The sequence below is a fragment of the Piscinibacter defluvii genome (genome assembly GCF_004011805.1).
In the GTDB taxonomy this organism is placed as follows: Bacteria; Pseudomonadota; Gammaproteobacteria; order Burkholderiales; family Burkholderiaceae_C; genus Piscinibacter; species Piscinibacter defluvii.
In genome coordinates this window covers 1-18,322 of the sequence record NZ_RCHJ01000030.1, presented here as the reverse complement: position 1 = coordinate 18,322, position 18,322 = coordinate 1, and the positions used below count along the sequence as shown (strand labels likewise).

The 18,322-nt window shown below is 68.3% G+C and carries 15 protein-coding genes; 7 read left to right on the top strand and 8 right to left on the bottom strand.

What is annotated here, in order from left to right; all coding sequences use genetic code 11:
• The first annotated feature begins 135 nt into the window (after nt 1-135).
• From D9C15_RS30035 to D9C15_RS30025, 3 genes are all read left to right on the top strand, one after another.
• On the top strand, nt 136-3,300 hold the full coding sequence (locus D9C15_RS30035; protein ID WP_128003141.1) for an IPT/TIG domain-containing protein: 3,165 nt from the start codon (nt 136-138) through the stop codon (nt 3,298-3,300).
• A gap of 305 nt (nt 3,301-3,605) precedes the next feature.
• On the top strand, nt 3,606-4,394 hold the full coding sequence (locus D9C15_RS30030) for a transporter (RefSeq protein WP_128003139.1): 789 nt from the start codon (nt 3,606-3,608) through the stop codon (nt 4,392-4,394).
• A 152-nt stretch (nt 4,395-4,546) separates the two neighbouring features.
• Nucleotides 4,547-5,020, top strand: coding sequence for a hypothetical protein (locus D9C15_RS30025; protein ID WP_128003137.1), 474 nt, complete (start codon nt 4,547-4,549; stop codon nt 5,018-5,020).
• A gap of 46 nt (nt 5,021-5,066) precedes the next feature.
• Here D9C15_RS30025 and D9C15_RS30020 read toward each other — a convergent pair whose 3' ends face one another.
• On the bottom strand, nt 5,067-6,818 hold the full coding sequence (locus tag D9C15_RS30020; protein WP_128003135.1) for a BamA/TamA family outer membrane protein: 1,752 nt from the start codon (nt 6,816-6,818) through the stop codon (nt 5,067-5,069).
• Between the two features lie 85 nt (nt 6,819-6,903).
• On the opposite strand from D9C15_RS30020, the gene D9C15_RS30015 reads away from it, so the two are divergent.
• Nucleotides 6,904-8,811: an LTA synthase family protein gene (locus tag D9C15_RS30015; protein ID WP_128003133.1), complete on the top strand. Its 1,908-nt coding sequence runs from the start codon at nt 6,904-6,906 to the stop codon at nt 8,809-8,811.
• A 55-nt stretch (nt 8,812-8,866) separates the two neighbouring features.
• Here D9C15_RS30015 and D9C15_RS30010 read toward each other — a convergent pair whose 3' ends face one another.
• From D9C15_RS30010 to D9C15_RS30000, 3 genes are all read right to left on the bottom strand, one after another.
• Complete coding sequence (locus tag D9C15_RS30010; RefSeq protein ID WP_240668655.1) at nt 8,867-10,555, bottom strand: alkaline phosphatase D family protein; 1,689 nt, start codon at nt 10,553-10,555, stop codon at nt 8,867-8,869.
• Between the two features lie 50 nt (nt 10,556-10,605).
• Nucleotides 10,606-11,028 (bottom strand): hypothetical protein, encoded by a 423-nt coding sequence (locus D9C15_RS30005; RefSeq protein ID WP_128003131.1) that lies wholly within the window; start codon nt 11,026-11,028, stop codon nt 10,606-10,608.
• 67 nt (nt 11,029-11,095) lie between these two features.
• Nucleotides 11,096-11,323 (bottom strand): hypothetical protein, encoded by a 228-nt coding sequence (locus tag D9C15_RS30000; RefSeq protein ID WP_128003129.1) that lies wholly within the window; start codon nt 11,321-11,323, stop codon nt 11,096-11,098.
• A 159-nt stretch (nt 11,324-11,482) separates the two neighbouring features.
• On the opposite strand from D9C15_RS30000, the gene D9C15_RS29995 reads away from it, so the two are divergent.
• The 3 genes from D9C15_RS29995 (at nt 11,483) to flgB (ending at nt 12,900) form a co-directional block, all read left to right on the top strand.
• Nucleotides 11,483-11,989, top strand: coding sequence for a DUF6328 family protein (locus tag D9C15_RS29995; protein ID WP_240668654.1), 507 nt, complete (start codon nt 11,483-11,485; stop codon nt 11,987-11,989).
• 42 nt (nt 11,990-12,031) lie between these two features.
• On the top strand, nt 12,032-12,352 hold the full coding sequence (locus D9C15_RS29990) for a double zinc ribbon domain-containing protein (protein WP_128003127.1): 321 nt from the start codon (nt 12,032-12,034) through the stop codon (nt 12,350-12,352).
• Between the two features lie 119 nt (nt 12,353-12,471).
• Nucleotides 12,472-12,900: a flagellar basal body rod protein FlgB gene (gene flgB / locus D9C15_RS29985; protein WP_375138831.1), complete on the top strand. Its 429-nt coding sequence runs from the start codon at nt 12,472-12,474 to the stop codon at nt 12,898-12,900.
• A gap of 36 nt (nt 12,901-12,936) precedes the next feature.
• On the opposite strand, the gene D9C15_RS29980 is transcribed toward flgB, so the two are convergent.
• The 4 genes from D9C15_RS29980 to D9C15_RS29965 form a co-directional block, all read right to left on the bottom strand.
• Nucleotides 12,937-13,254, bottom strand: coding sequence for a copper-binding protein (locus D9C15_RS29980; RefSeq protein WP_164886922.1), 318 nt, complete (start codon nt 13,252-13,254; stop codon nt 12,937-12,939).
• 10 nt (nt 13,255-13,264) lie between these two features.
• Nucleotides 13,265-15,952 carry a heavy metal translocating P-type ATPase gene (locus D9C15_RS29975; RefSeq protein ID WP_128003123.1) on the bottom strand — a complete coding sequence of 896 codons (2,688 nt, stop codon included), beginning with the start codon at nt 15,950-15,952 and terminating at the stop codon, nt 13,265-13,267.
• A gap of 128 nt (nt 15,953-16,080) precedes the next feature.
• Nucleotides 16,081-17,745: a phosphoethanolamine transferase gene (locus D9C15_RS29970; protein ID WP_128003121.1), complete on the bottom strand. Its 1,665-nt coding sequence runs from the start codon at nt 17,743-17,745 to the stop codon at nt 16,081-16,083.
• A gap of 19 nt (nt 17,746-17,764) precedes the next feature.
• Nucleotides 17,765-17,968 (bottom strand): hypothetical protein, encoded by a 204-nt coding sequence (locus D9C15_RS29965; RefSeq protein ID WP_128003119.1) that lies wholly within the window; start codon nt 17,966-17,968, stop codon nt 17,765-17,767.
• Between the last annotated feature and the right edge of the window lie 354 nt (nt 17,969-18,322).

Here is an 18,322-nt window from a genome sequence, read left to right as displayed (position 1 = left end):
GCCTGCGGCTGTTCGTGGGAGACTACGGCAACGATCACCGGCAGTGGCCGGTCCGATACTTGATGCCCGTGCCGAGCCGCTGGGAGTTCTTGAGCGGCTGCCACACGTCCGGGTCCTCGATTGGAGGAGACAGCGATGATCGACGACTTCCTCAACCGCGTCACGGCTCTCGGCGAAGGTGCGCCTGAACGCGATGCCGGCGTCGACAAGGGGTGGCTGGCGCACGGAGTCGAGGCCAACCGAGTGCAGTCGAGCCTCGACGTCCTGCTGTCATTCGTCGACTCTGCGCGCGAGGGCGTCAAGATCAGTAAGGCGACGCTCTCCGGTGTCGTACGGGCGATGTTCGACGAGCAGAGGTCGGCACGAGACTTGCGCGCGGACCTCACGCGCGACGCCGAGGTTCTGCCCCGACGACCGTTCGGCCGAGACAAGCCACTTCTGCCGGGCACACGCGAGTTCGGAGATCTGCTCGACCGGCCAGACCTGCGCGACTTGCTCGACAGGCCGGACCTTGGAGATCTGCTCGGAAGGCGGGAGCCGGGTGATCCGCTCGATCCTCCGATCGACTTCCCCGATCTTGTTCCTCTCGACGAGTTCATGAAGATCGGCTGCGTACTGGACGTCATGTCCGGTCTGGCCAAGCTTGGTGGAATCGTCGCCACCGTTCCCCGTGCCCGCCCGAAGCAAGGCGCAGTGATCGAGTCGATCGAGCCGCGCCGCGCGATCGTCGGGCAGGAGATCACGATCCGAGGGTCTGGTTTCGGCGATCCGAAACCCAAGGATGTCGAGGTCTACGTCGGGACTCGGCACGCCCCCGCCCTGACCTGGGACGACAAGGCGATCAGCGTGAACGTTCCCAGCGGGGTGAATGGAGACGTCTGCGTCAGCGTGCTGGAGAACGTCGTCCTCAACTCCCCGGCAACCGGAGACGCCGTCGTCCTTGCGGTCGAGGTCGGCAGCACGATGACTGGATGCTTCGGCATCAGCCGGGTCGGCGAACGCCTCGCGGCCGGCACCATGGCGCTGCTCGAGCCGCACTCGGAGTGTGGGCCGTTGAACCATCTCTGGGTCGGCGCGCCCGCGATCGACACGTTCGCGATCAATGGTTCGTCGACGACGGCGCAGATTCACCCCAAGGACCTCATCGAGCTGAGCTGGGCGACGCGCTTCGCCGACCAGGTGCGCCTGCAGACCGTCGTCAGGACGGGTCTCGCCCCGCCTGCGATCCTCGTGCCGAACGTCCAGGTGGCTGCGACCGGCGCCCGACGGATGGGACCGCCTGCAACCCGGTCGGCGTGGGAGATCGACTACATCCTGACCGCCTCCAATGCGGCCGGAACCCGTCAGGCGACGGTTCGTGCCCACGGCACGTTCGGGTACGCGATGGCGTTTCTCGGCGCCGGGACCCGTTCGATATTCCACGCCGGGGCGCTCGAGTACCTCCCTGCGTCGTGTGATACGGCGCCCAGGGCAGTGTCGTCGACCGGCCTCGGCGCGCTCGGCGCGTTGTCGGCCGCGACGGCCTTCCGCAACAGCGCTGCGCTCGTCGCCAGCTGGAACACGATCAACGCCGCGCCGATCCCGGCGCCGCCTCAGAATGCGCGGGCGTACTCGGTGATGAACTCGTTGATCGCGGAGGACGCGACGGTTCGCCAGGCGTTCGACGCGTACGAGCAGGGAATCTACGCCCGGCTGCTCGTCGCCGTGGACACCTCGGTGAACGAGGCGATGCTGTCGTACGCCGACGCTCCCGTCATCGGGGACATCGCCATCGCGATCACCGACGACGCGACGATCCTCGAGAACAAGGTCATCGAGGGTCTCAAAGACGCAGGCATGTGGATCGCCAGTGAGGTGATCGGGCCGGCCCTCGAGGACGGCGGAGTCGCCGACAGCGAGATGGGCAAGGTCGCCGCTCCGGCGAAGGCTCTGGTGGAGGAGGCCATCGTCGGCAACGCCGTCCAGGGCGGGATCAACGCGGTCAGTACCGGCCTGATGAACGTCAACCCGGCTATCGCCGTGGTCTTCGTGGTCGCGGCCAACGTCATCAAGGGCCTGGTCGAGGGAGCCTTCGACATCGGCAAGGCCAACGCCTTGCGCGCCGCGCTCGCCGCACGCGGCTTGTGCGGCCGAGGGCCGCTCGTTGCCCTGATCGACGACTTCATCGCACGTTCCGGCCTGCTGGGCCGCACCGTCGGGACGTCCACGGGTGTCGCCCTCGCCGCCTCCATGCTCGAGTCGGGCGAGCCGGCGTACATCGACGGGTTCGCGACCGCACGCACGACGTCCGGCGGCACGATCGGCACGCTCGGCTGGCGGGATTCCCTGCTCGCCGTCACGGCCGTTCCCGGCGCACTGGCTCCGGTGACCGCAGGCGCGGTCAATCTCGTCGACGCCGCCTACACCGACATCGGTCCGCTCGAAATCCTGCAACGTCGCGACGTCGACGAGATCATCGCCATCCACGCCACCTGCAACCTCCTGCCGCGTGTCCAGGCTCCCGACAGCTTCTCGACGGTCGGCTTCCTGACCCTTGCCCGCCGCGGCGAGCGTGTCCGGGCGGCGAGTCTTGCGCTCACGGGGGTGGAGCCCGACCGCTTCTGGCAGGACCTGATCGACGCGCAGGACGGAACGCGGCGGCGATGGAAGACGCGCCACGTGATGCCGACGATCGCCCTGTCCAACCTCTACGCGTTCGAGCACGAGCCGGGGCTGCTGTCGATCTGGCGCGACTACGGCTATATGCGCGCCTTCGACGTGATGGCGCCGACGCTGGTCCATCCCGGCGAGGACGAGGATTCGGAGAACCTCCGGCGGGACCTGCGCAACCGCCTGGCCGTGCTCAGCGACCTCATCACCGGGACGCGCGAAGCGGCATGGCGGCTGGAAAGCTTCATCAACAAGGTCTTGCCCGTGGAACTCGGCGCGGCGAGCCGGCGCAACCCGCCACAGGTGTCGCTCACGAACGATGGCGGCGATCTCGTGGCCCTGCGGCAGCTCAAGACGCTCATCTGCAATCAGGTGCAGCGGCGTCTTCAGATGGTGCAGCTGGCGGAGAAGGTCTACCGAAGCCCGATGTCGAAGTGGCCGGGCGATGCCGTGCCGCGACCGCGCTTCTCGACCTGGTTTTCGGAGTTCGAGCAACACGGCTACTCGTTCGACAACATCTCGCCCGTCGACCCCACGGGCATGGGACGCGTCAACCCGTGGCTCGAGACGGGGGGATTCACAACGAACAACCCGGTCGCCGCCGCGACGCCGCCGTCGATCGCCGCCGCGCTGTTCAACCAACTGCCTTAGCAGGCCTGTGAACGCTGCGGGAAGGCTTGCGTGACTCGACAAATGGGCATCCGCGAGGCGCGTGGCGCAGCCCGGGCTGGTCGCCTGCAGGCGCACGGGCCGCAAGACCGACAGGGCCGCGCCGCTGCCCGGCGCGATCGCGGCGATGACACGGCCACCGAGCGCCTCGTTGATCCTGGCGGGTTCGCACGGGCGTCGCGAGTGGACCGGCAGCCATTCGAAGCCGAAGCGAGCGACCTGCGTACCGGCTCGGGCACATCGTCGGAGAATGAGACTCCTCGACGAGTTGACAGCGAGCACAGTTCATGAGCGGAAGCATCAGACAGGCAGTGGTTGCGGGGGTCGCGTTTGCCGTCGCAAGCGTCGCACAGGCGCAGCCCGAGGAGCCCATCAATGCCGACCGTCCGGGCATTGCCGACGGCAGCAAGGTGGTCGGCCACGGCCGCTGGCAGATCGAGGTCGGCGTCCAGAAGGAGTTCCGGCGCGTTGAGGGGGTCTCCGATCACCGCGTGATGGCGCCGCTGCTGTTGCGCGCCGGCATCGGGCAGAACTGGGAGTTCCGGCTGGAGACGAATTCCTATGTCTCGCTGCACTCGCGTGACGGCCTCCGCGAAGAAGGAGGCGCGCCTGTCGCGCTGGGGGCCAAGTACCAGATCACGGACCTGACGGACCGCGCGGCGCCCTCCCTGGGCGTCATCGCCCGGCTCGTACCGCCGTCGGGATCCGGCAGCTTTCGCAGCCGGCGCACGAGCGGCGATCTGCGGCTGGCGGCCGACTGGGATTTCGCGCAGAACTGGTCGCTCAACCCGAACATCGGCGTCGGCCGCGTGGAGGACGAGGAGGGTCGAACATTTTTCGCCCGGACCTTCGCGGCAACCGTCAGCTACAACCCGACGGCGTCGCTGAACCTGTTCGTGGACGCGGGGCTGCAGTCACCCGAGACAAGGGGGGGACGAGCCGCCGTCATCGTGGATGCCGGCATCGCCTGGCTGCTCACCCGGGACGTGCAACTGGACTTCAGCGCGGGCAAGGGCGTGCGGGGCAGCACGTCGCCAAGGGGTTTCGTGTCGGCAGGCATCAGCACCAGATTCTGAAGAGCAGCCGCGCCGCGTCCGATCCGATCGGCGGTCGGCCTTGATGCAAGTCTGAGCCGCCGCGCCCGACGCGACCCCGACTTGCCTCTGAGAACCGGCAGGCGCAGACTCCGCTCGAGCCTGGCGAATGCAAGCTGGACGGGAGTGCTGCCATGAAGTTCATCACCCTGTGCCTGTTGTCCGGACTGTTCTTGTCGATGGGCGGATGCGCTGCCTCGACGCCGGCCGACCCCGCTCCTGTGCCGATGCGTTTGGATGAACTGGTCGCCCTGTCGAAGTCAGGCGCGAGCGACGACGAAGTGATCGCCCAGCTGACCCGGCGCGGCGCAGCCTTCGTGCTGTCACCGCAGGACATCCCGGCGCAGCGCGAGGCAGGCGTCAGTGACGGGCTGCTTCGCTACCTGCAGGGGAGGGCGGACGCGGAACAGGTGCTTGCGGCGCGCATCCAGCGTGGCCGCTACCGGGTCCCCAGCTATGCCGGCCTCAGCTATCTCGGCTACCCGTACCTCGGCTACTACGATGGACTGCACTACTACGACTGGGGCGGTGCGTATGTCATCGGCGGCCACCATGGTGGTCACGGCGGCTTCCACCACCACGGCGGTCGCCACGGGGGCCGGCATTGAGAATGCAGCCCTCGTGCCATGAGGTGCTTGTTCCGCCGGCGGCGCCCTAGAAGCTGGCCTTGGTCTTGACCAGCAGTTGCACCCGTTTGACGTCGGTGTCGGGGTCGATCGGGAACGCCAGGTCGACGTGCACCACGTTGCTGAAGGCGGTACGTACGCTGAAGAAGCGCAGCCCGAAGCCCACGTTGCCCAGCCAGCCGGCCTTGCCCGTGGCGGGGCTGTCGCCGCCCCAGGCACGGCCGACGTCGAGGAAGGCGGCACCTCCAACGCGGTACAGGCGCAACGGGAACAGATCGGTGTAGAAGCGTTCCTCGAGCGTGAAGAGTGCGCGCTGGCGGCCGTTCTGATAGCGCAGCGGGTAACCGCGCAAGCCGTTGTCGCCGCCGAGCGGCAATGACTCTGTCGGGTTGGGGTTGCGCAGCAGGTCGCCCGAAGCCGAGGCGTAGAACAGCCACTGCGCGCCCTGCGGCAGGTAGTAGCGGACCTTTGCGCCGAGCCGCAGGCGATGCGCTCTGCCGTCCTCCGTGTGGCCGGCAACCGAAGCGGAAGCCGTCAGCAACCGGCCTGCCGCGTCCTCGAATCCACGGCTCGCTTCGCCGGCGTACAGCCAGGCGCTGCGGTCGGAGCCCAGGCCGGGTGCGGCGCGGCCGACCTGAACCGTCGCCATCAGGCCGAGTGCAAAGAACTCGGGACGGCCGATCAGGTCGCGGTTGCCCAGTTTCTCGAAGCGGTCCTCGACGAGTTGGTAACGCACGAAGGGTGCCACGAACCGCTCGTCGCCGGGCAGACGGGTCGGCGCAGTCGCGCCGGGTTCGACGGCGTAGCCGTCGTCCTGCAGTTCGACGCCTGCGGACCAGCGCTGCACCCACCCGCCGACCAGCCCGCTCGACAGCCCCGCGAAGACCTCGCCGCGGTTGTCGCGCCGGCGATAGCTGCTGGCCGGATTGCCGGCGTCGTAGAGCACGTCGATGCGATCGTCGCGGGAGAACGAGGCGCCCGCTGCCCAGCGTGTGTCCAGCGCATAGAACGGCCGCAGCACCGAGACCGCGTCGCGCCGGCCGTCGCTGTTGCGTGCGCGGCTGACGCTCAGCGCCGTGCGGCTGCCGAAGACTTGGGGATTCACGACCTCGAACTGCGTTCCGGAACGGTCGATGCCGTTGAAGCGGCTAAAGCCCAGGGAGATGCCGGTCCCGAGCAGGTTGTCTTCCTTGATGCCGAAGCTGCTGGTGTTTGCGCCGCCGGACCGGCCGGCACTGACGCCCGGATCGAGCGTCCATGTGTCGCGGGTCACGACTTCGATGTCCACCAGGCCGTCGTGCACCGCGGCGGGACGGATCTCCACGTCGTACAGATACTTCGCATCGCGCAGCAGACGCTCGGTCTCCTCGATCAGGCGTACCGAGACAGCCTCGCCGGGCCTGAACAGAAGTGCCCTCTCGATCACCCCGGGGCGCGTCTTCACGTGCAGGGCGTTGGCCCAGCGGTACAGCAGGCGATCCTCTCTCGGGTCGTCGGTGTCGAAGATGTCGCGGGTGAGCACGCGGATCTCGCCAATGCGCGCGCCGGCGGCTTCGAGATCGGCGAAAGACGGCGGCGGGGCGGCCGCGGCCGCGTCCACGGCAAGAAGGCAGCCCGCCGCGAGCCGGGCCACACGCGACCGCAGGCTCTGAAGACCCGGTTTACCAGAACTGGTCATGTCCCCATGCAGGCCATTGCTGCGAAGCGCCGCGCCATCGCGGGGCGGCGGCGCATCAAGCGTGGGCGCCTGATTGTCATCGCGGAGTGCATGCTGCCGCATCGAAACCGCCGCAGGGCTTCGCCAGGGCGACGGGCTTGCAACCGGCATCGTTAACATCCGCGATCACTCCGTGGAACCAGCCAACATGATTTTCCAGCGCTCTTGGCTGCTTGTTCAGCCATCGTTTCGCATTCCCCCGCGCTACGCAACGCTGGCGTGGGTGGCCGCCCTGTTCATGGCGATCAACACGCTGGTGCGCATCGGCCTCGTGGCGTTCGAGAACGATCCAACGCTGTGGCAGCCCGCACGGCTGGCGCCGACGCTGCTCGTCGGGGTTCTGTACGACGTGGCAGCGCTCAGCGGCGTGCTCCTGCCTTTCGCGCTGCTCGCGCTGGCCTGTCCCGCAGGCCCGATCGGACGCCGCGTGCACGCCGTGCTGGCCAGCGCGCTGGTGGCGGCAGGTCTGGCGGGCATGCTCTTCGTCGCCGCCTGCGAGGGTGTCTTCTGGAACGAGTTCGTCTCGCGCTTCAACTTCATCGCCGTCGACTACCTGATCTACACCCGCGAGGTGCTCGGCAATATACGGCAGTCCTACCCCGTCGGGCTCTTGCTCGCGGGGGTCGCAGGCGCGGCCGGCCTGCTGTACACGCTGGTCGCCGCCAGGGTCTGGCGCGCGGCGGGCGCCGAGGCCGGCCGCGTCACGGCCCGGCTCGTGGCCAGCGCTGCAGTGCTGGCCTGCACGGGGCTGTGGGCAGCCACCATCGGCGACGGCCCGCGCGAAGCCTTGGGCGACACGCTCGAAGGGCAAGTCGCGAGCAACGGCTACTACGAGTTCGTTCGCGCCCTTCGCAACAACGATCTCGACTACCGGACGTTCTACCGCGTGATGCCCGACGACCGTGCCGCTGCGGTGTTGCGCAAGGCACGAAGCGCAGACGCCGCACGGGCGACCACCCCCGACGCGACATGGAAGCCACGCCACATCGTGCTGGTCACCCTGGAGAGTCTCGGGGCCGACATGGTGGAGTCCTTCGGCGGCAAAGCCGGCCTGACGCCGAACCTCGATGCCATGGCGCGCTCCGGTCTGATGTTCGCCAACGTCTACGCAACGGGTCTGCGCACGGTGCGGGGACTGGAAGCGCTGACGCTGTCCCTGCCGCCGACACCGGGGCATGCCGTGCCCATGCGTCGGCGCAACAAGGGTCTGCCGACGCTGGGCGGGGCGCTGCGCGAGCAGGGCTACGAGCCGCTGTACATCTACGGCGGCTACGCCTACTTCGACAACATGCGCGACTTCTTCGGCGGCAACGGCTACACGGTGATCGACCGCACGGCGATCCCGTCCGGCGAGATCCACCACGAGACGGTATGGGGCGTGGCGGACGAGGACCTGTTTTCGCAGGCGTTGCGGGAGATCGATGCGCGCGCGGCCAGCGGCGCGCAGGTCTTCGCCCACGTGCTGACGACGTCGAACCATCGGCCCTTCACCTATCCGGCCGGCCGCATCGACATCGCTTCGGGCAGCGGCCGCGAAGGTGCCGTCAAGTACGCCGACTGGGCGCTCGGTGAGTTCATCCGTGAAGCGGCACGGCGCCCGTGGTTCCCTGACACATTGTTTGTGGTCGTGGCGGACCACACGTCCAACGGCCGTGGCCGCATCGACCTGCCGCCGGTCAACTACCGCATCCCGCTCGTCTTCTATGCGCCGGGCCGCATCGCACCGGGCCGGGTGGAGGCCACCGCCTCGCTGGTCGACGTCCCGCCGACGCTGCTGGCCCAGGTCGGCGGAGCCAGTCCCGAAGGCTTCTTCGGTGTCGACATGCGGGAACGCGGCGGCCGCCACGCGCGCGCTTTCCTGGCCAACTACCTGACCGTCGGCTACCTCGAGGACGGTGCGGTGGTCGAACTCTCACCGCGGCGCGGCACGCGCGTGCTCGATGCCGCCGACGGGCGTCCGCTGGCCCGGACCGACGCGCGCGTCGGCCGTCTGATCGAGCACGCCGTGGCAAGCTACCAGGTCGCCGCCGATCTGCTGAAGGGTGCGCGGCCCTGAGCGCCGCCCGACTGCGGGGCCCGTTCGCAGCGACACGGCGCGACAAGGTGGCTTGTCAGGCGCCGACCAGCACGCGCATCGCGGCAGTCCGTCCACTCACCTCGAGCTCCCACTCGGCGGACCAAGCCTGCCCGCGCCGCTCCAGCACGAGGTAATTCCGCTGCGCCGTGTAGATCGGCGAGTGTCCGGGCAATGGTTCCATGCGGACCGGCTGGCCGGCCAGAGGGTCTTCGCCGAACGCCGCGAGCATACCGAGGGCGCGGGCGTACGCCCCGGACGGCGGCGGATGCGCGATCCCTGACGCCACCAGCTGATGCAGGATCGCTCCGTCCTTGAAAGGCATCTCGCCGCGCGTGGCGAGGTGGATCTCGCCCGAGAGGACCGCCACCGGGTGTCGCCCTTCGGCCGCGCAGCGCTGCAGCGTCAGCAGCATGCGCTGCCACTCGGCACGGTGCGACCGGCTCTGCCATTGATCGAGCAGATCGTCCTCGTACTTCTGAACGTGCGGCACCACGTGCAGCAGTTTCTCGACCCAGCTCAAGCGCGGGCCGAGCACCGGCACGCTGGACATGAGCAAAATCCGGTCGCCGCCTTCGGTCTCTGCCAGCGCACGCTCGAAGGCGGCCCACCCGGCCGGTCCCATCACCTGCGTCGGCCGGCGCTCCGAGCGCAGATCGGGCGCGATCACGGACAGGCGCGGGAAGCGGGCGACCTGGGTCAGGCTGTCGCGTTGGCCCGCATCCTGTCCGGCCTGCGGCAGGGCGTCGGTGATGCCGAGCTGGAACAGCATGAACATGCCCCGCGCGACATCGAAGAGGCCGCGACCGACCGGGCTGTCAAGAACCGTTTCAGGCAGGCTGCCCCAGCCATCGAAGATGTCGTGGTCGTCCCACATCATCAACGCCGGCACCCGGGCGTTCAGGTGGGCAGGTTCCGGCTGGGCATATTGCGTCAGATAGCTGTGGAAGTAGTAGCGCTCGGCCGCCTCGCGCATGTCGGCGCTGAATGCCTGCTCGGCCTTCTCGGACCGCGTGCTCGCCGCCCATCGCGACAGGCTGGGATGCGACTGAAGCACGTCGTCGGCATAGACCTGATCGCCGCCGTGCAGCAGCAGGCTGAACGGCGCGCGGCCATGTTCGCCGGCCAGGCGGCGCCACATCGCATTGCGCTCGGCCGAAGGCCGATCCGCGTCGGCGTGCTCCTGCCCATTGCAGGCGACGTAGGCGATCCGCACATCCTCTGACCAATCCGCGGCCACCGCGAAGACGGCTTCGCCGCATCGGTAGCTGGCGTCGGCGCGCGCCGGCACGTGGAAGTCGAAGCGCCAGACGGTGCGGCCGAATTGCGAATGCAGCCGCACCGGCGTGGCTGCCTGCCCATTGACGGGGACCAAGCGGGGCTGATCGAGGGCGTCGGGGGTGACGACGACGGCGGACAGCCGACACTGGCGTTCATCGGCACCGCGCGCGAACAGGACCGGGCCGATCGTTTCTGGAAGGGGCGTCATGCCAAGACACATCCGTGCCTGGCGACGCACGTCTTGGTGCTCTCGATCATCTGCAGCGCTTGTCCTCCCGAAACCCGCCGACGCGGTCAATGCCCATGTCTGGCGAACACCCTGCTGACCGCCGATATCGGCATCGTCTTCCGCTTCGGGCGTTGCACGCAGTGGGAGATTGTAGTTTTGCGGTTGCCGCTCAGGTCGATGCGGCGTGGGGCGCGCCGCGATGCCGAGCGCCGTCAAGGACCGCGCTCGGTCACCGCGTGCCGAGCCGCTGGGTGCCAGCACCAACTCTATTGCAGAACGGCCCGCTCCCGAATCAGTTCGTCAAGACGCCCTTGCGCACGCGCTTCGGCGTCCGCGGCCCGCTGCTGGCGCTGCCAATACGTTGACGTGAGCCGACGTCCCTGCCGGTCGCCCTCTTGAACGTCTTGCGCGGCGGCGCGCGCGGCTGCCGCGCGTTGGAGCTCTTCACGGGTCTTGCTGACGTCGGAATCGATCTGCGCCAGGCGCTCGGAGCGGATCCGGCCTTCTCGCAGCAGGGCGTCGCGCTGTGCCGCCAGCGCGCGCTGTGCCGCCAGTGCCTGCAGCGGGTCCACCGGGTGCGGTTCGACCGTCAGCCTTTGCACGCGGCCGGCCCCCGCGGCGGGCGCATCGGCATAGAGCACGCGCCCGCCAGGCAACTCCGAGCGGTACACCGTACGCTCGCCCGCCATGGCAGTCCCCGTCCCGACCGCGCAGCACAGTGCGAGCACCACCGCTCGCCGCCGACGCCTGCGCTCATCAGTGGTGGCCGCCACGATGCCCGTAGCCCATTCCCGAGAACCCGCCGTGGCCCATGCCGTACCGCTGGCCGCTGCGATAGCCGGCATCGCCATGACCATTCCCATACGGGGTGCTGTACCCTGTTGGGCGGTAAGCAACAGGATGCGTCGGAACCACGGTACACCCGCCGAGAACCACGCCACTGAACAATCCGAGCACCACCAAACCAGACCGTTTGCGCTTCATTCACGACTCCGAGCCCTCCAGACAAGGACGCTCTACGCATGGTAGGAGCCGGCTGCAGCGTGATGGTTCCGCCGCGCATCCGCTTGACAGGCACCGGCTCACCGTCCGTGGCCTGGCGGTGCTGGATCAGTACCCATGAAACCAAGCGAAACTGTTTGAATGACAGCACGTCAGGCCCTGCCTTCCGACCGCGCCGAGACCGCGGTCGCGCCGCCGCGGTCCGGACAGGACGGCGAGGATGGCGATCTCACCGACATGCTGGGGGAACTGCGTGTGCTGTTGCCCACCGCACAACTGCTGTCCGCCTTTCTCATCGCGGTGCCGTTCGCTCCGGGCTTCGCCGCGCTGGTGGGTGCGGAGAAGAATGTGTTCCTCGCCACCTTCCTGCTCTCGATCGCGAGCTTGGTGCTGTTGTCCGCGCCCGCAGTGCAGCACCGGTTGCTGCGCCCGCTCACCGACCGCGCCGCCTTCAAGGCACTCGCCACACGGCAGATCGTCGTCGGCGCTTTCGCGCTGGCGCTGGCGCTGGTGTCGGCAACCCAGGTCGTGTTGTCGGCCGTGCTCGGGCACATGGTGGGCAACGTGGCGGCGGCGGCGATCGGGCTCTTGACCGTCGGCGTCTGGTGTATCTTGCCGAGACGATGGCGAAGTCGGGGAATTGTTTGAATCTGCGCCGGTCCAACATGGGCAGCTTGAAAGGAACAAGGCATGGGAATCCTCGATCGACTCTTCGGCGGCCATCATGGCGGCGGCCACCACGGCGGCCGTCGTCAAGGCGGCCACCATGACGGGTATCGCGACGATGACTACCGTCAGCCGTACGGCGGAGGCACGGGTCTTCCGCCCTCGAACCCGCCGGCTGGCGCGCAGCAGGTCGCTTGCCCCGCGTGCCAAGTATCCAATCCAGCAAGCGCGCGCTTTTGCCAGCAGTGCGGCGCATCTCTCGCGCCCCGCGCCTGCACCCAGTGCGGCGTGGCGCTTGGCGCGGGCGCGAAGTTCTGCGCCGGATGCGGTAAGCCGGCGGCATGAAGCACGTCGAAAAAAGCTGGGCGAATGCCCGGCTTCTTGTGCGGATCATCGGTCGGCTCGCGCCGATACTACGCTCACGCGGCCGTCGGGGCTGGCGCTGAAGGAATTCCGTGGAGACACTGCGCTTTGTGGCGGGTCGATGGGCCGCAGGAGCAGCCGCCAAAGACGACGACTTCAACGGCCAGGCTCTCATTCTGCGGGCCAAGAGGCAAGCCATGCTGGCCTCGAACATTGCCAACGCGGACACGCCCGGCTACAAAGCAACGGACCTCAATTTCAGCGCCGCGCTGCGGCGCGCTCTGGACAATCAGTCCGCGCAGACGAGTTCCGGCGAAGGCTACGTGGGTGCCGCGGACTTTCAGCTCAGCACGGCGTCCCTGGTCCAGTACCGGCAGCCTGCGCAGTCCAACCTTGACGGCAATACGGTGGACATGGATCTGGAGCGCGCTGAATTCGCGCAGAACGCGATCCTCTATCAGGTGGCTCTCAACGCGCTCAATGATGAACTAAAAGAGTTCAAGCTAGCCTCGTCCGATCCTCGGCGTTGAGGCTGACTGGAGTTGTGACAGCGAGATCTGCTGCCGTCATTTCGGCAACGGGATCATCGGACCAGTGACCACGAGCGCGCCGTCGAACCGGTCCGCCCGGAAGATGACGCGATCGCCCGCTTTCACGCGCAGCACGACGGTCGGGTGGTAGTAGCGGAAGACGGTGCGCTTGCCAGGCAGACGCAGGTACGGAATCGGTTCGTGCTGCAGCTCGACCGTCCCGCGCTCCGGATCGATCTTGACGATTTCGCCGCGCAGGGGATCGGACGGCAACGGCTCGGCCATTCCGGCCGACGTGGCTGTCGCCGCTGCGGCAGTGCCCAGGCTTTGCAGCAAGAGACGGCGCTTCATCATGTGACCCCCATCAGACGTTTTGCGCGGCGGCTTCCGGGGCCGACTGTCCCGGCGGCAGCGCTCCCTTGAATTCATAGGTCAGCAGTCGCAGGGCGTTCATGACGACCAGCAGCGTCGACCCTTCGTGGAACAGCACGGCCGTGCCGATGTTCAGTCCGAGGATCGTCGAAGGAATGAGCACGGCGACGACGCCCAGGCTCACCCACAGGTTCTGCCGGATGACCCGGCTGGTGCGCCGCGACAGCCCGACGGCGAATGGCAGCTGCGCCAGGTCGTCGGCCATCAAGGCCACGTCGGCGGTCTCCAGCGCGACATCTGAGCCGGCCGCACCCATCGCGATGCCGACCGTTGCGTTGGCCATCGCCGGCGCGTCGTTGACGCCGTCGCCCACCATCGCCACCTTGCCTGCGTCCACGCGCAGCGCCTTGATGGCGCCCACCTTCTGCTCGGGCATCAGATCGCCCTGCGCTTCGGTGAGACCGACGCTCCTGGCGACCGACTCCGCCACACGCTGGTTGTCGCCTGAAATCATGATCAGGCGCTTGATCCCCAGTTCCTGGAGCTGGCGCATCACGGTGGCGGCTGCCGGGCGCGGGGTGTCCATGACCCCGAGAACACCGAGATAGCGCTCGCCGACGCGCAGCACCATGGTGGTCCGGCCGTCGGCCATCAGCCGCTCGTTGGCAGACCTCAGCTCGGCCGGCATCGGTTGGCCGGGCACTTCATCGAACAGCGCCGCCTTGCCCAGGTGCACCTCCTCTGAGCCCAGGCGCGCCTTCACGCCGCGCCCGGTGATGCTCTGCAGCCCATCGATGCGCACCTGCTGCGGCTTGCCCTGCAGCCGCTCGCGCGCGCCCTGCACAATGGCACTGGCCAGCGGGTGGTCGCTGTGCTCCTCCACCGCCAGCGCCACCGCCAGCAGTTCCTCCTCGCCGCCTGGCTGCGCGGGCACCACGTCCACCAGGCGCGGCTTGCCTTCGGTGAGCGTGCCGGTCTTGTCGAAGGCGATCGCCGTCAGCGTGCCCAGGTTCTCCAGCGGCCCGCCGCCCTTGACCAGCACGCCGCTGCGGCCCGCCCGGGCCACGCCGCTGAGCACCGCGCTGGGCACCGAGATGGCCAGCGCGCACGGACTGGCGGCCACCAGCACGGCCATCGCGCGGTAGAAGCTGGCGCTGAAGGGCTCGTCGATCACCAGCCCGGCGAACATCAGCAGCACGACGAGCACCAGCACCGCCGGAACGAAGATGCGTTCGAACTTCTCGGTGAAGTTCTGGGTCGGCGAGCGCTGGGTCTCGGCCTCGGTCACCAGCTTGACCACCCGTGCCATGGTCGACTCGGACGACCGCCGGGCGACCATCACCTCGAGCACTCCGCTGCCATTGATGGTGCCGGCAAACACCCGATGCGCGGCCGCCAGCTTGTCGAAGCCCTGGAGCGCCTGCTCGCGGTCGTCCACCGGATGCTTGTCCACCGGAACGCTTTCGCCGGTGACCGGTGCCTGGTTCACGCTGGATTGCCCTTGCACGACAAACCCGTCGGCGGGCAGCCGCTCGTTGGGACGCACGATCACCACGTCGCCCACCTGCAGCGCCTCGACGCGGACTTCTTCGACCCGCGCGTCCTCGCGCCGCACCTGCGCCGTTTCGGGGGCCAGCTTGGCCAGCGCCTCGATCGCCTTGCGGGCGCGGCCCATCGCGTAGTGCTCCAGCGAATGCCCGAGGCTGAAGAGGAACAGCAGCAGACCGCCTTCGGCCCACTCCCCCAGGGCCGCCGCGCCTGCAGCGGCCACCAGCATCAGCGTGTCGATCTCGAAGCGCTTGGCGCGGATGTTCTCGATCGCTTCCCTCAGCGTGTAGTAACCGCCGAAGACGTAGGCCGCCACGTACAGGCCCGTGCTGACGACCTGTGGCGCCAGGCCGCGCCATTCGAGCAGCCAGCCGACGAGGACGGCGGCGCCGGCCAGCAGCGCGAACACGAGTTCGGTTCTTTCGCCGAAGAGGCCGCCGCCATGTTCATGGCTGTGCCCGGCATGCCCGGCTTCGTCGGCGTGCTCCGCGCCGTGGTCGTCTGCGCCATGGTCATGCGCTTTGGCGGCGCCGCTTTGGGCCACCGTGCCGGCCGGGCGGCGGCCGTGTTCTTCCTGATGATCGCGATCGTGCTGGTGATCCTTGTCGTGGCCATGAGTGTGACCGTCACGGTGGTCATGGCTGTCAGGGGCCGTGCCCGCCGGCTCCTGCGCCCGCGCACTCGGTTGCGGATCGAGGCCCATCTCGCGCAAGGCCTCGTCCAGCTTGCCCGCAGTCGTCTGTTGCCGGTCGAATTCGATGCGCACGGCGCCGCCTGCCGTGACCTCGGCTTCGACCACACCCGCCAAGGCCTCCACCCGGGAGGTGAGCGTGCGCGCGGCGCGGGCGTGCAGCGTGGACGTTCGCAGCAGCAGGTGCCCGAAACGGTCGCTCAGCTGCGCACCGGCCGCATGCGCCAATTCCCGCACGCGGCTGAGGGACAACACCTTGGGGTCGTAGTGAATGCACAGTTGGGCCGCGGCTGCCTCCTGTGCGTCGGCAACATGCACCGTGGAAATGCCCTCGCGGCCCGCCAGCGCCTGCACCAGCCGCTGCACGCACGGGTCCTGCACCTCGGTCACCGACGGCAGCAGCAGGGGGATGTCGAGTCTGAGTTTCAGCGGTTCGGCCATGTCGTTCTCCTTGTTCATTCACCGCTGGAGCAAGCTGCATCCCGGCGCAGGGCATTTGGCTCAGCCGGTGCTGCACGCAGCACGGCAACGGGCTGGCATGGTGCCATGGTGCCTCTATCCCGTCACCTTTACCGCGACGCACGGTCGCCCAGGCCGGGCTCGCGAACGGCCCTCGCCTGGACCAGCAGGTCCAGCTCGGCCCGGTAGGCGCGGGTCTGCACGCCGAACGCCCCGAGCAGGGTGGGCGCGAGGTTGTCGTGCGAATAGCTCTTCGACGCGGTCTGCTGCAAGGCGGCGCGGCTGACACCCAGGCGTTGCTGTGCGCCTGCCGACAACCAGGCGATCATCGGAATGCTGGTCTGCTCGGCGGGAGCCACGATGCGCGGCAGGCCGTGCAGGTAGACCCCCTTCTCGCCCAGGGACTCACCGTGATCCGACGCATAGAGCAGGACGCTGTCGACCCGGTCGGCCTGCGCGGCCAGCACATCGATGGTCTGGGCCAGGATCTCGCTCGTGTACACGATGCTGTTGTCGTAGGTGTTGCGCAAGGCGTCCTGGCTGCAACGCTGGATCTCGTTGGTGTCGCAGGTGGGCTCGAATCGGCGAGACGAGGGCGGATAGCGCCGGTGGTAGGCCGGCCCGTGGCTGCCTTTCATGTGCAGCACGGTGAGGCCGTCTTCGTCCACGAGCGCTCCAGCGCCGGCCGAGCCCGCCAGCCCTTCGCGCAGGCCCCTCACGAGCACGCCGTCCAGGCACTCGCGCCCGTCGCACAGCCCGGGATCGGTGTTGCGTGACAAGTCCACGCTGGGCACGCGCTGGCACACCCCCTTGCATCCGGAGTTGTTGTCGAGCCAGCGGACCGATACCCCGGCACGAGCGAGAACGTCGAGCACGTTCTCGCGCGCCCCGGCCGCGGCCACCGAGAAGCGCTCGGCGCCCAGATCCGAGAACATGCAGGGCAGCGACGTTGCAGTGTCGGTACCGCAGGCCGTGACGTCGGAGAAGTACACCACGTCCTTGCCAACGAGGGCCTGGTTCGTCGGGCGGCCGTAGCCGCCGAGAGAAAAGTTCGCGGCCCGGGCCGTCTCGCCCACCACCAGCACCACCCGCAGCGGTCTGGCCTGCGGCGGCGCGCGCCGGGCATCCTCACCCACCCGCGTCAGTTTCCGGTCTGCCCGACTGCGCTCCTTCCACAGGCCGTAGAAGCCGTTGAGAACATTGGTGGGCGTCAGCACGTGCCGCAGTTCGCGCTGGTTGCGCGCGGCGCTGGCGTAGTCGCCGTAGAACGCCGCGGCGAAGGCCAGCGCCAGACCGATCGTCAGCGCGGCGTGCCTTGCGACGCCCATGGCGGCCGCGCGCCACGAGACGAATTCGATGCGCAACACGACAACCAGCGCGGCGGGCAGGAGCCCGCGCAGCGCCAAGTCGATCAGCAACGGCACGGAAGCCAGATCGCCGGCCTCGCGCCAGTCGGTCTGCAGCACATTGCGAATCATGCCTTTGTCGATCAGGATGCCGTAGCTGCCGATGAAGTGCGCTGCCGCCGCTGCCACCAGCAGCAATACGACGACTGCGGGCTTGGCGAGCCGAGGCCAGCACAGCAGCCGTACCATCAGGCTCAACAGTGCCCACAGCACCAGCGCGAGTCCTGCCAGGGCGAACACGCTGCGCAGCGACGAGTCGTCACGGCCCGCCCACAGCGTGCGCCAGAAGACCGTGTTGTCGATGGCGAGCATCCACAGGCCGGCCAGCCAGGACAAGCTGGCGGTGGGGATTTGACGGGGGAACGTCATGGCGTCCGTGCGGCGAGCTCTATGGGCTGGGCCCCTTTTGCCCGCCGCCTGCCTTGGACGCCTTCGACGTGGGACGCTTGTTCCGGAAGCGCTCGCCGAGCCGATGAGCGTACTTCTGTGGCACCGGCACCGACGGCTTGGGCTTGCGACGCGGCCACAGCCAGTACAGCCCGAGCGCAATCACGACGATGGCGATCCAGATCAGCAGCAGCGTGAGCGCCACCGGGCCATGCATCAAGTGACGAAACACCGGACTTCGGGCTCAAGTCGTTTGAAGTTCGAGCTTGCATTCGTTGATGACCTCCTGGCCGACGTCCATCGAATGGTGGCGCTCCTTGTCGTCCAGTGGCATCAGCGAACCCTTGACCATGTGCACCGTCCGGAACGCCGCCCCCCACGACCGCTGCAAAAAGGAAGGCGCAGGTCGGCACTAACGCCCAGCGAAGCGGGCGCTCCTTGGTCGTCGCCGACAGGGGCGTGGTCGTGCCCCGCGCTCATCGCCCGACCCTCGCGTGCGGCCGAACCGGGCAGGCCTGCTGCCGCGTCATCGGATCGGCTCGGCCGAGGCTATGTCCAT

Coding starts and splice junctions, on each gene's coding strand:
- D9C15_RS30035 (WP_128003141.1), top strand. CDS start 136: ATGATCGACGACTTCCTCAACCGCGTCACGGCTCTCGGCGAAGGTGCG.
- D9C15_RS30030 (WP_128003139.1), top strand. CDS start 3,606: ATGAGCGGAAGCATCAGACAGGCAGTGGTTGCGGGGGTCGCGTTTGCC.
- D9C15_RS30025 (WP_128003137.1), top strand. CDS start 4,547: ATGAAGTTCATCACCCTGTGCCTGTTGTCCGGACTGTTCTTGTCGATG.
- D9C15_RS30020 (WP_128003135.1), bottom strand. CDS start 6,818: ATGCGGCAGCATGCACTCCGCGATGACAATCAGGCGCCCACGCTTGAT.
- D9C15_RS30015 (WP_128003133.1), top strand. CDS start 6,904: ATGATTTTCCAGCGCTCTTGGCTGCTTGTTCAGCCATCGTTTCGCATT.
- D9C15_RS30005 (WP_128003131.1), bottom strand. CDS start 11,028: ATGGCGGGCGAGCGTACGGTGTACCGCTCGGAGTTGCCTGGCGGGCGC.
- D9C15_RS30000 (WP_128003129.1), bottom strand. CDS start 11,323: ATGAAGCGCAAACGGTCTGGTTTGGTGGTGCTCGGATTGTTCAGTGGC.
- D9C15_RS29995 (WP_240668654.1), top strand. CDS start 11,483: ATGACAGCACGTCAGGCCCTGCCTTCCGACCGCGCCGAGACCGCGGTC.
- D9C15_RS29990 (WP_128003127.1), top strand. CDS start 12,032: ATGGGAATCCTCGATCGACTCTTCGGCGGCCATCATGGCGGCGGCCAC.
- D9C15_RS29980 (WP_164886922.1), bottom strand. CDS start 13,254: ATGATGAAGCGCCGTCTCTTGCTGCAAAGCCTGGGCACTGCCGCAGCG.
- D9C15_RS29975 (WP_128003123.1), bottom strand. CDS start 15,952: ATGGCCGAACCGCTGAAACTCAGACTCGACATCCCCCTGCTGCTGCCG.
- D9C15_RS29970 (WP_128003121.1), bottom strand. CDS start 17,745: ATGACGTTCCCCCGTCAAATCCCCACCGCCAGCTTGTCCTGGCTGGCC.